Below are 12333 nucleotides of genomic sequence, written 5' to 3' on the forward strand. Positions count from 1 at the left end.
GGCGGGGCGCCCGGCGGCGCCGGGGGGGGCCTCTCCGGCGGCCCCCGCCCCCCCCCCCGGCGCCGGGTACGCGCGACGGGACGAGGACGGCTCATCAGGACGGCCGGGACCGTTCCGTCCGTCCCCGTGCCGTCACGCGGTGGTGCAGGACGTGCCGTTCAGGCTGAACCCGGCCGGCTTGGCGAAGGCTCCGTTGTAGGTGCCCTGGAACCCGAAGGAGACCTGGCCGCCCGCCGGGATGGACGCGTTGTAGGCCATGCCGCCGGCCGTCACCGCCCCTGACGAGGGTGAGATCTGGGCGCTCCACGCACTCGTGATGGTCTGCCCGGACGGCAAGGTGAACGCGAGTTTCCACGCGTCCACGGGCGACGACCCCGTGTTGGTCACGGTGACGTCCGCCGTGAAGCCGCCCTGCCAGACGTTCGTGCCGTAGGCCACCTTGCAGGCCGAGGAGCCACCCGTACCTCCGCCGCCGCCATTGCCGCCGCCGCCGAGGTTCACGCTGGAGGAGAACGAGTTGACCGCCAGGCCCGCGCCGTTCTGCCAGGGCTCGAAGCCCGCCTGAATGCTCGTCAGGTACCAATTGTCCTGGGCGAGTCCGCGGGAGACGGCCTGGCGGACGAAGTCCATCACGTCGAAGTTCCAGCTGTCGATCGCCGACGGAGCGACGAAGGACAGGACGTCGTTGCCGCCGTTGTTGCCCGACCACACCTGCCACTGGCGTCCGCCCACCGTGGCGGAGCCGACGACCGAACCCACCGGCTGCACGGAGCCCACCCGGTTGAACCAGATCATGATCTCGGTGCGGTTCACCCCGTCGGTGCGGGGCGTCGGGTCCAGCCAGATGTCGTACGCGGCGTCGTAGGCCGCACCGCTCACATAGCTGTAGGAGATGCCCGAGGGCGCGCTGGAGATGGAGCTGAGCCGGGCCGGGAGGTTCGTGCCGGGCGAGCAGTTGGTGTAGTGGCAGCCGTTGTAGACGGAGGGGTACGACTTCGGGGCGCCGTTGGTGGGGACCGAGCCGTCGGCCTGGGTGATCCGGAAGCCGGAGTCGGTGACGGAGATGCACTGGGTGGCGCTGGTCCCCCAGCGGTTGTTCTGCACGACGTAGCGGCCCTGGATGGTGGTGGAGCCGAACTCCTCGCAGATCGTCGTGTCGGCCTGCGCGGCGGGAGCCGCGCCGAGCAGCGCGGCGAGTGCGACGAGAGTGGTGAGCACGGCGCCCCACAGGGCTCGTGCTCCTGGCTTGTGCTGTACGGATTGCATGCCGTTCCTCCGCGGGTGCTTTCAAGAAGTGGCCGAGCGTTGGCCAGAGCTTTGGGAGCGCTCCCAAAATTCGGACACACACGATTGCGTGCATGCCCCTGACAAGGGAGTGAGGGGCGTTCTCGTGCGATTCGGGTGCGCCGTCACTGATTTCGAGGTGCCGGACGGCCCCGAGGGGCGGGGCCGTCCGGCCAGGTGACCCCGTCCGCCTGGGGCGGGGTCAGGTACGCGGAGCCGTGGCGGGGGCTATTCGAGGAGCTCCGCGTACGAGCCCATGGCCAGTGCGATGTCGGCCTGGGCCCAGAACCGGTGGTAGGTGAAGACGGGGGCGGCGCCGCCCTTCAGGTAGGCCTCGATCTTCGACCACGCCGGGTCGTTCTTGTAGAAGGACCGGAGGGACAGGAAGGTCGACGAGGAGTTGATGGCCTCGCCGTTGGGCATCGTGCCGGTCCAGCCGCTCGGCACGTAGACGCTGTCGTTGAACCTGCTGTAGTCGGTGCGGGTCTCGGGGACGGCGATGCCCAGGCTGTCCCGGTAGTTGTTCCACATGCCGTCCAGCAGGGCCTTCGCCGTCGACTTGGCCGTGGCGTCCCCGGACTTGGCCCCGTAGTAGGCGAGCGTCTTGGCGTACGCGGCGGCCACCCCGACGTCGTTGGTGTAGTCGGCGACGGTGACGTGAAGTCCGCTGTTGGCACCGGGACTTGACGCGTTCCACGTGTCGGGCTTGCCCGACCACTGGAGCGTGGAGGGGATCTGGTAGGTGCCGTCCGGGTTGATCGTGGTCTTGGACAGCGCCCACTTGACCCACTTGTCGAGGACCGCCTTGGCCTGCGCGTTCCCCGTCTGCTGGTACAGCTCGGCCACCCGCTCCATCGACCACGCCTGGAACCCGAACCACTGGTTGGACGGCGGGTCGTGGTAGACCGGCTTCTCGTCGTAGTACATGCCGTAGAAGGTCGGTGTACCCGACGGCGGCGTGGCGTAGCGGCCCTGCCAGCTGTTGGTGGCCCCGCCCGCGATGGCGCCCTCGTCCGACTGCAGCCACCGGTAGAACTCGATCTGGCGCTGCAGGGACTTGCTCCAGTCACCCGCGCCCGTCGCCGACTTGGGCTTCAGGTCGGCGTAGGAGCTCAGCGCGTAGGCCGCCAGCGGGTTCTGGTAGCCGCTGTGGGCGTGGCTGGAGCCGATCCGCCAGGACCAGCCGGCGCTGGTGTCGGCGGCGCCGCCCCAGGCGTAGTACCAGGACAGCAGGTAGTGCGAGGCGTCCTTGCCGGTGCCGGCCGGGCAGGTGCTCGGGCCCACGCAGTTGCCGATCTTCTTGAAGTACTTGTCGAACATGGCGTACCTCAGGTAGTCGCCCATCTTGGCCGCCTTGGCGACGGTCGCCGACACGTCGCCGCCCTTGCCCTGTTCCTTCGCCCAGACGTCCGCCCAGTACGCGGCCTGCACGGCCCGCGCGTCGGCGTCCGGGGCGTCCGTGTACTTCCACTGCTTGGCGTAGGAGCTATCACCGGTGAACAGGTCCAGATAGCCGTTCTTGCCCCCGTACTTGAAGGCGTCGCAGGTCGGCTGCGGCACGGTCTCCCAGACCGACTCCTGCGGACCCCGCTGGAAGGTGTTGATGTACGACGGTCCGCTCGCCGTGGGGCCGGCCTCGCAGCTGCCGCCCGGCGTGTTGCCGAAGCCGTAGACGTTGTCCACGTCCTCGATCCAGTGCATGCCGTAGACGTCGTCCGTGCCGTAGGCGGACTTCAGCTCGCCGGCGATCGGGTCCGTTCCGACGGAGACCGACGCGTCGAGCTTCACGGGGTACTCGTTCGGCGTGTCCGCCTCCGGCGCGTAGGTGGCCGGCTTGGAGGCGTTGTAGGAGCCGCTGGTGGGCTGGTCGGCATGGGTGGGGATCATGTACTTCTCCATCAGCGCCCACGCACCGTTGAACTTGGACCAGTCCCCCGTGACCCTGCCGTACATCGCCTGCAGCCACAGCAGATAGCCGTAGGCCTCCGACGTCGTCTCGTGGCCCTGGTCCGGCGCCTCGACGATCAGTGTCTCCACCGAGTGGTACGGAATGCCCTGCGGGGAGAAGTAACCGTTCGCCGGGTTGGTGATCTTGCCGTAGAGGTCCAGGAAGCGCGCGTCGTACGTCTTGGACGCGGCCAGCTCCGTGACGGTGACGGCCGCCTTCGCGTAGCCGGTGGCCGATGCCGTGAACGTGGCCGCGCCGGTCCCCGAGGAGTCCGCGGTCACGGTCACCTGCTGCGCGGTGTCCCAGTTGGACGGCGTGAAGGTCAACGACGAGCCGCTGGTCACCGACAGTCCGGTGTTGCCGCTCGTACGCTCCACGCTCACGGTCACGTTCGAGGCCGGCTGCGTGGAGAGCTTCACAGAGAAGGTTCCCGACTTGCCCTGCTGCACGGCGAGTTGACCGGGCGACACGACAAGGGCCGGTCCCGCCGCGACGGTGACACCCACGGGCGTGGACTCACCGGAGGCGCCCAGGCTGTCGTACGCCTTCGCCACCAGGGAATGACTGCCCACGGTCAAATCTGAAACGGACAGCGAGTACGGGGCGCTCGTGTCGGTGCCGAGCAGGGTGGTGTCGTCGTAGAACTCCACCTTGCTGATCGTGGCGTTGTCGGCGGCCGCCGCGGTCGCCGCGAGCGGGACCGGGTCCCCCTTGGTGTAGACGGCGCCCGGCTTGGGGCTGGTCAGCACGGTCATCGGGGGCTGGTGCGCACCGTTGCAGGGCGTGCCGTTCACCGCGAAGGAGGTGGGCGCCGCATTGGTTCCGCTGTAGCCGAACTGCGCGCCGGCGGTCACCGCGGCGCCTGCGGCGATGGTGGCGTTGTACGGGGCGTTCTGCACGGTGACCGTCTGGCCGGACTGCGACCACGTGCCGTTCCAGCCGTTCACGAGCTTCTGGTTGCCCGTGTAGCCGTACGTCACGGTCCAGCCGTTGATGGCGTCGGTTCCGCGGTTGGTGAGGGTCAGATCGACGGTGAAGCCGGAGCCCCAGTCGTTGGTCTTGTAGTCGACGCTGCACTGAACACCTGCCGCCTGAGCAGGGGTTGGGGTGACGGCGAGCATCGACAGGGGCAGGGCGAACGCGGCCGCCACGGCGGTCCACAACCGCCGCGCGGCTCTGCGCTTACGTCCGGGATCCATGTGCTGGTTCCTCCTTGCCGTACACGGCTCGGTGGGGGATCAAGGCCTGAACCAGTGGGAGCGCTCCCATCTTGGGGACGGACACCGTGCGCGTCAATACGTTGAGGAGTTGAATCGTTCGAATGGGTTTCGCGTACAAAAAAGTTAAGCAACCACCCTGTGAAACCACGGCGGTTGGCGCTAGCGTCCCTCGCACCAGTGGGAGCGGTTCCATCACTAGGCGCAGCCATCACAATGCGCCCAGCTGAAAGGAGTCGCTCATGCGACACCCTCCGCACACCGCACCTTTCCGCGCCGACGCCTGCGGCGCGTGCCGTCGGTCGCCGAATCCGCATTCGGCGACGGCTACGGCTACGGCCGGCGCTTCAGCGCTTCTCAGCGCCTGATCGCAGGCCTTCCAGCACGCCGGCACCACCAACGCCTGTCCGCCACCGGGCAGTTGGCCGCCGTGCGGTGATCCGACGGGACCGCTCCACCCCGCCGGCATCTCGCCCGGACGCCTGCCCATGCCCTGATGGCGGCAGTCGCCCCCTACCGCTCCGGGTCTGCGATCACTTCCCCGCGTGGGAGCCGCTCGCACCCAGAAGGAGAAGGACTCCCCTCATGAGTCGCACGAGAATGTCACTGCTCACCGCGCTGGCCCTGCTCACCGGCACATCGGGCGCCGCGCTCATCGCTGCCCCGGCCGGCGCCAGCACGGCGGCCGCGCCCTGCACCGTGGACTACAAGGTGCAGAACCAGTGGGACACCGGCTTCACCGCCGCCGTCACGATCACCAACAACGGCGCTGCCAAGTCGAGTTGGTCGCTGAAGTGGTCGTACGCAGGCAACCAGAAGATCAGCAACGGCTGGAACGCGAAGGTCAGCCAGAGCGGCTCCGCCGTCACGGCCGCCAACGAGAGCTACAACGGCACGATCCCCACCGGTGGTTCGGCCAGTTTCGGTTTCCAGGCGTCCTACAGCGGGACCAACGCGATTCCGGCCACGTTCACGCTCGACGGCGTGACCTGCAACGTGGACAGCGGGCCCACCGACCCCGGACCGACGGACCCCGGACCGACGGACCCGGGGCCGACCGATCCCGGACCGGGCGGGAAGGCCGCCAACCCCTATGTCGGCGCGAAGGTGTACGTGAACCCCGAGTGGTCCGCGAGGGCGGCCGCCGAACCGGGCGGCAGCCGTATCTCCAACCAGCCCACCGCGGTGTGGCTGGACCGGATCGCCGCCATCAACGGCGTCAACGGCGGCATGGGCCTGCGCGCTCACCTGGACGAGGCGCTGAAGCAGAAGGGCAGCGGTGAACTCGTCGTCCAGCTGGTCATCTACGACCTGCCCGGGCGGGACTGCGCGGCGCTGGCCTCCAACGGCGAACTGGGGCCGAACGACCTCGACAAGTACAAGTCCCAGTACATCGACCCGATCGTCTCGATCCTCTCCGAGTCGAAGTACGCGGGCCTGCGGATCGCCACCGTCATCGAGCCCGACTCGCTGCCCAACCTGGTCACCAACGCGGGCGGCACCAACACCACCACCGACGCGTGCGTGACCATGAAGAGCAACGGCAACTACGAGAAGGGCGTCTCGTACGCCCTGGACAAGCTCGGTGCCCTGGCCAACGTCTACAACTACATCGACGCCGGCCACCACGGCTGGCTCGGCTGGGACAGCAACCTGGGTCCGTCGGTGCAGGAGTTCGCCAAGGTCGCCACGTCCAACGGCGCGAGCATGAGCGATGTGACCGGCTTCATCGTCAACACCGCCAACTACAGCCCGGCCAAGGAGCCGAACTTCAAGGTCACCGACACGGTGAACGGGCAGACGATACGCCAGTCGAAGTGGGTGGACTGGAACCAGTACGTGGACGAGCAGTCGTTCGCCCTCGGGCTGCGGGAGAAGCTGGTGGCAGCCGGATTCGACTCCGGGCTCGGCATGCTGATCGACACCTCCCGCAACGGCTGGGGCGGCACCGCCCGGCCCACCGGCCCCGGTCCGCAGACCTCCGTGGACGCCTACGTCGACGGCAGCCGCATCGACCGGCGCATCCACGCCGGCAACTGGTGCAACCAGAGCGGCGCCGGACTCGGCGAGCGACCCACCGCGGCGCCCGCCGCCGGGATCGACGCCTACGTGTGGGTCAAGCCGCCGGGTGAGTCCGACGGCAACAGCGCCGCCATCCCGAACGACGAGGGCAAGGGCTTCGACCGCATGTGCGACCCGACGTACGGCGGCAACGCCCGCAACGGCAACAACCCCACCGGCGCGCTGCCGAACGCACCGCTCGCCGGGCACTGGTTCTCCGCCCAGTTCCAGCAGCTCATGCAGAACGCCTACCCGCCGCTGCCGTAACCCTGTGACACGGTGAGTGGCCGCCGGGGCCGGTCGTCCAGCGACCGGCCCCGGCTCGGCGTGCCTCTGCGACCGGAAGAGCGGTGCAGGCGGGGCCGACCCTCCGCACCCCACTGGTCCGCTGCCTCTCGGCTGACGCCGCGGCCCGCGGACGCGCCCGCGGGCGCACGTCGCCGGTTCGGTCAGCCCTCGTCGCGCAGGCGCTCAAGTCCGCCGAGGAGAAGTTCGAGGCCGAAGGAGAACTCTTCCTCCAGCGGGACGGGCAGCTCGGAGGCAACGGTGAGGGTCGCCGGGAACAGGTTCGGATCCACGCTCTGGAAGAGAGCCGCCGCCTGTGCCTCGTCGGACTGGCCCGCTCCCCCCTCTCGGTTGACCTGTACGGCAAAGCCGAGAACGTAGCGGGCCAGGGTCGCATACGCGTGCGCGGCCTGCCGCGGCGGGAAACCGCCGTCGAGCAGCACCGCGACACAGCGCTCGCGCACTGCCATCGCCTTCGGCCCCAGGGGAACCTGCTCGACCATCAGGCGTGCCGCGTTCTGGTGCCGGGACAAGGCGTCGAACATGGCCTGTGCGCCTGTCCGCAGCGCCTGCTGCCAGGACATCGCCCGGAGCTCGTCGCCGTTGAGTTCCACAGCGCCGAACATGCGGTCCACGACGTGGGCGATCAGCGCTGACCGGCTATCGAAGTGCCGGTACAGCGTGGCCGTGCCCGAGCCCAGACGCTGGGCCAGCGTCCGCATCGACAGAGCGTCGGCGCCCTCCTCGTCCACGATCTGCAGGGCCGTGGCGACCATGCGTTCCAGCGGCATGGGCGGGCGCCCAGGAGAACGCCGCGCCGGTGCGGTGCCCGCTCGCCTCGGATCAGCTGCTGCCACGAAACGTCCCGCCTCCTCCGCAGACTCCATAACAGCAACACCGTATCCGGTATGAGGGCGGACCGGGCGCGCCGGCTGCCCGGAAGTCGACGTCCTCCGGCACCGCGCGGCCCTCGCCTACCGGTGGGTGCGGAGTCCGTCGAGGATGAGCGCGAGCATGTGGGGGGCCCGGTCCACGGGGCTGGACGCGGCCCGCCACAACGCGCCGGTCAGCTGGAGGAAGTCCTCGGGCGTGGCGTCGTCACGGATGCTTCCGTCCTTCTTGCCGGCGTCGAGGAGCTGGGTGATCGCGGCGATGACCGGGCCGTAGCTCTGCTCGTTGATCGCCTGGTGCACGGCAGGGGTGAGTGCGTCGCCGAGGCCGTGCTTGCGCCGCATGGCCTCGACGAGGTCCAGCGTCCAATGCCGGAGGGCTTCCAGCGGGGACATGCGGGCCAGCAGGTCGGACACGGTGCCGGTGATGCGGGCGACCTCGTCCTGGTTGACGGCCAGGACGAGCGCCTCGCGTGTGGGGAAGTTGCGGTACAGGGTGCCGGCGCCGACGCCGGCGCGCTGGGCGATCTGGTTCATCGACGTACTGCCGTCCGCGGCGAGCGCTTCGCGTGCGGCGGCGAGGATGCGTGCCCTGTTCTCACGGGCGTCTGAACGGACCACGGGACCTCACGTTGCTAAGTGGAGAGTTCTCCACTACGTTATCCGGAGAGCTCTCCACATACTTTAAGGAGCGTCATGCATTACATCAAGCTCGGCACGACCGGCCTCGACGTGTCCCCCATCGCGATCGGTGCGATGACCTACGGCGAACCCGACCGCGGGCATCCCGTCTGGTCGAAGGGCGAAGCGGACGCGCGCCCGCTCATCAGGCACGCGCTGGAGGCGGGGATCAACTTCTTCGACACCGCGAACATGTACTCCAACGGCTCCAGCGAGGAGATCCTCGGCCGCGCGCTCAAGGACTTCGCCGACCGCGATGCCGTGGTGATCGCCACGAAGCTGCGCCACCCGATGCGGCTGGGCCCCAACGGCCGCGGCCTGTCACGCAAGGCGGTCATGACCGAGGTCGACCACTCACTGCGCCGCCTCGGCACGGACTACATCGACCTCTACCAGATCCACCGCAACGACCACGCCACCCCCTGGGAGGAAACCCTCGAAGCGCTCAGCGACCTCGTGAAGGCCGGCAAGGTCCGCTATCTCGGCGCCTCGTCCATGCACGCCTGGGAGTTCGCGAAGGCGCTGCACCTGCAGAGGCAGCACGGCTGGGCGCGTTTCGTGTCGATGCAGGACCACTACAACCTGCTCGCCCGCGAGGAGGAGCGGGAGATGATCCCGCTGTGCCTGGACGAGGGCGTGGGCACGATCATCTGGTCGCCGCTGGCCCGCGGCCGTCTCGCCCGCGCGTGGGACGACGCCCGCTCGACGGCGCGCTCCGAGACGGACGGCGCCTACGCGGACCTGCTCTATTCGCCGGCCGAGGAGGCGTCCAACCACGCGATCATCGACGCCGTCGGGAGGGTCGCCGCCGCCCACGGCGTCACCCGGGCGCAGGTCGCGCTCGCCTGGCTGCGCCGCCAGCCGGTCGTCACCGCGCCGCTGGTCGGCGCCGGTTCGGTCCGCCAGATCGACGAGGCCGTGGCCTCCCTCGACATCGAGCTGACCGACGACGACGTACGCGCTCTGGAGGCCCCGTACACACCCCGTCACGACTGGCAGGGCATATCCGACGAAGCCGAGATGGAGGCCATCCGCCGTCGCGTGCCCGGGATGGCTCTGTCATGACCCCCATCGTCCGCTCCGGCGTCGCCGCCCGCGCCGGAGCCCTCCTCATCCTGCTCGGTCCGCTCGTGTCCTGGGTCGCCGAGTTCGTCACCGCCGCCGCATGGCAGGACCCGCCGTACTCGCCCCTGTACAACTGGGTCAGCCACCTCGGCCTGACCGGCCCGCCGCAGACCGCGTTCGGCCAGGCCGCCAACTCCCCCCTGGGCGCCGTCATGGACACCGGCTGGGTGGTCTACGGCACCCTCCTGATCGCCGGCACGTTCCTCGTGTTCGACCCGCGCAAGGGGGCACGCCCGATCACCATCATGATCCTCGCCGTCCTCGCCGGCACCGGGGTCTCACTCGTCGGCATCTTCCAGGGCTCCAACGCCAACGTCGACAACGGCCTCATCGCCTTCCACACCTTCGGCGCGCAGGGCGTCATGCTCGCCGGCAACCTCATGGCGATCGCCGTCGGAACCGGCGGCGCCCGCATCGGCCTCACCCGGCGCCGCTCGATCGCGAGCACGGCGCTCGGCACCGCCGGACTGATCGCGTTCCCCCTCTTCATGACCGACGTGTTCACCGGCTGGATGTGGAACATCGGCCTGTTCGAGCGCGCCGTCATCTACCCGATCATGATCGGCCACGCCCTCCTGGGAAGCAGCGTGGCCGCCACCCAGCGCCACCGCGCGACGCACCCGGTGGCCCCCCTCACCGCACGCACCAACAGCTGATGGAGAGACAGATGGCACACGTACTGGTCACCGGAGGGACCGGCTTCATCGGAAGCTGGTGCGTCCAGGCCCTGCTGGAGGCCGGGCACACCGTCCGCACCACGGTCCGCGACCTGCGACGCGAGCCGGCACTGCGGTCCTCGCTGCACGCGGCCACACCGTTCGACGGCGACCGCCTCACCGTCGTACGCGCCGATCTCGAGCAGCCCGAAGGCTGGGAGGCCGCCACAGCCGGCTGCGAGTTCGTCCTGCACGTCGCCTCGCCGACCCTGCGCCACACGCCGGCCCACGACGACGACCTGGTGATCCCGGCACGCGAGGGCGTCCTGCGCGTGCTGCGCGCCGCCCGCGACGCGGGAGTCCGCCGGGTGGTCCTGACCAGCGCCTTCGGTGCCATCGGAATCGGACACCCGCCGCGTTCGACCCCGTTCACCGAGGACGACTGGACAAACGTCGACAGCGACATCCCGCCCTACCAGCGCTCCAAGACGCTCGCCGAACGCGCCGCCTGGCAGTTCGTCCAGGACGAAGGCGGCGGCCTGGAACTGGCGGCGGTCCACCCCGTAGGAGTCCTCGGCCCCCTGCTCGGCCCGGACGACCCGCCCTCCCTGCGGCTGGTCCGCAGAATGCTCGAAGGACAGGTGCCCGCGTGTCCGCCCTTCGGGATGGGCTTCGTCGACGTCCGGGACGTCGCGGATCTGCATCTGCGCGCGATGACCGATCCGGCAGCCGCCGGCGAGCGCTTCCTTGCCATCGCCGGGCACAGCCTGCGCGTCATCGACATCGCCCGCATCCTGCACGACCGACTCGGTGCACGCGCCGCGAAAGCCCCCACCCGTGAACTGCCCCTGTGGGCCGCCCGCGCACTGGGTCTGGTGAACCCGGAACTGCGCCTGCTCCGCCATCAGCTCGGCCGGGACCTCGACGCCACAAGCGCCAAGGCGGAGAAACTCCTCGGATGGCGAGCACGCCCCATCGCCGACACCATCGAGGACACCGCCGAGAGCCTCCTCGCCCACGGCATCGGGGAGACGACAAAGAGCGCGTAAAGCGTGCTGGTCACGTGGCTGATCATCGCCTCTTCGGGACGGTTTTCGGACAATCCCGCGCCGAGGGCCGCGATGCCCCTGCCGACACATCCGGCCGCCCTATGCTTCTACGCACTTGTAGAAACCAGATGTGAAGGAGTGAACGCCGCGATGGTGTTCAAACGGCTGCTCGGCTCGCTCGGTGTGGGCGGCCCCACGGTCGACACGGTCCTCGATCCCGGCGCGGTCCGCCCCGGCGGCACACTCACCGGGCAGGTCCGTCTCAAGGGCGGCAACGTCGACTTCGACATCGAGCACATCGCCCTGGAACTGGTGGCCCGGGTCGAGGCCGAGCACGACGAGGGCGAGAGCGAGGGGACGGTCGCCTTCGACCGGTTCGTCGCCGGGGGCGGCTTCCGGCTCGGCGTGGGCGAGGAGCGGTCCGTGCCGTTCAGCGTGACGCTGCCCTGGGAGACACCGGTGAGCGAGCTGTACGGCCAGCCACTGGGCATCGTGCTGGGGGTGCGCACCGAACTGTCCGTCACCGGCGCCAAGGACAAGGGCGACCTCGACCAGCTCACCGTGGCCCCGCTGCCCGCCCAGGAGGCGATCCTGGAAGCCCTCGGCCAACTCGGCTTCGGCTTCCGCTCCGCAGACCTGGAGTACGGCCGTATCGGCGGCACGGGCCAGCAACTCCCCTTCTACCAGGAGATCGAGCTCACCCCGGCCCCGCAATACGCCCACCAGGTCAACGAGATCGAGCTCACCTTCCTCGCGAGCCCGGCCGGCCTGGAGGTGGTCCTGGAGGCCGACAAGCGCGGCGGTCTCCTCTCCGAGGGCCACGACACGCTCACCCGCTTCACGGTCGGGCACCACGACGACCGTGACTGGAACACGGAAGTCGACGGCTGGATCCGGCAGTTGGTCGAGCACCGGGCGTCGTACGGATCGCACGCGTCGTACGGGCACGAGGGCCCTTACGGCGGACACCACGACCATGACGACCACCACCGCTCCGGCCCCGGCGTCGGCACCGCGGTCGCCGCCGGTGCGGCGGGACTGGCCGTCGGCGTCGTCGGCGGCATGGTGGCCGCCGAAGTCGTCGACGAGATCGGCGACTTCTTCGAGGAAGAGGAGGGGGAGGACGAGGACTGACCC

Annotated in this window: 9 protein-coding genes; 5 read left to right on the forward strand and 4 right to left on the reverse strand. The window is 69.5% G+C overall.

Annotated elements, in window-relative coordinates:
* Positions 1-132: 132 nt before the first annotated feature.
* Both ACFUO4_RS01665 and ACFUO4_RS01670 read right to left on the reverse strand, forming a co-directional pair.
* Positions 133-1266: a cellulose binding domain-containing protein gene (locus tag ACFUO4_RS01665; RefSeq protein WP_383478682.1), complete on the reverse strand. Its 1134-nt coding sequence runs from the start codon at positions 1264-1266 to the stop codon at positions 133-135.
* A gap of 246 nt (positions 1267-1512) precedes the next feature.
* Entirely contained in the window at positions 1513-4431 is a 2919-nt protein-coding gene (locus ACFUO4_RS01670) for a glycoside hydrolase family 48 protein (protein WP_383478685.1), read from the reverse strand.
* A gap of 603 nt (positions 4432-5034) precedes the next feature.
* On the opposite strand from ACFUO4_RS01670, the gene ACFUO4_RS01675 reads away from it, so the two are divergent.
* Complete coding sequence (locus ACFUO4_RS01675; RefSeq protein ID WP_383478688.1) at positions 5035-6777, forward strand: glycoside hydrolase family 6 protein; 1743 nt, start codon at positions 5035-5037, stop codon at positions 6775-6777.
* A gap of 182 nt (positions 6778-6959) precedes the next feature.
* Here ACFUO4_RS01675 and ACFUO4_RS01680 read toward each other — a convergent pair whose 3' ends face one another.
* A complete protein-coding gene (locus ACFUO4_RS01680; RefSeq protein WP_079309176.1) occupies positions 6960-7586 on the reverse strand; it encodes a TetR/AcrR family transcriptional regulator in 627 nt (208 codons plus the stop codon).
* Between the two features lie 183 nt (positions 7587-7769).
* Entirely contained in the window at positions 7770-8306 is a 537-nt protein-coding gene (locus ACFUO4_RS01685) for a TetR/AcrR family transcriptional regulator (RefSeq protein WP_383478691.1), read from the reverse strand.
* A gap of 75 nt (positions 8307-8381) precedes the next feature.
* Here ACFUO4_RS01685 and ACFUO4_RS01690 point away from each other — a divergent pair, with 75 nt between their 5' ends.
* From ACFUO4_RS01690 to ACFUO4_RS01705, 4 genes are all read left to right on the forward strand, one after another.
* Positions 8382-9431, forward strand: coding sequence for an aldo/keto reductase (locus tag ACFUO4_RS01690; protein WP_383478694.1), 1050 nt, complete (start codon positions 8382-8384; stop codon positions 9429-9431).
* The gene (locus ACFUO4_RS01695; protein WP_383478697.1) at positions 9428-10147 is read left to right on the forward strand and encodes a DUF998 domain-containing protein; all 720 of its coding nucleotides are present in this window, start codon (positions 9428-9430) and stop codon (positions 10145-10147) included. The genes ACFUO4_RS01690 and ACFUO4_RS01695 overlap by 4 nt, the downstream gene beginning before the upstream one ends.
* Positions 10148-10158: 11 nt before the next feature.
* The gene (locus tag ACFUO4_RS01700; RefSeq protein ID WP_383478700.1) at positions 10159-11196 is read left to right on the forward strand and encodes an SDR family oxidoreductase; all 1038 of its coding nucleotides are present in this window, start codon (positions 10159-10161) and stop codon (positions 11194-11196) included.
* 150 nt (positions 11197-11346) lie between these two features.
* Positions 11347-12330 (forward strand): sporulation protein, encoded by a 984-nt coding sequence (locus tag ACFUO4_RS01705; protein ID WP_383478702.1) that lies wholly within the window; start codon positions 11347-11349, stop codon positions 12328-12330.
* Positions 12331-12333: the final 3 nt, after the last annotated feature.

This window comes from Streptomyces sp. NPDC057280 (assembly GCF_042668605.1).
In the GTDB taxonomy this organism is placed as follows: Bacteria; Actinomycetota; Actinomycetes; order Streptomycetales; family Streptomycetaceae; genus Streptomyces.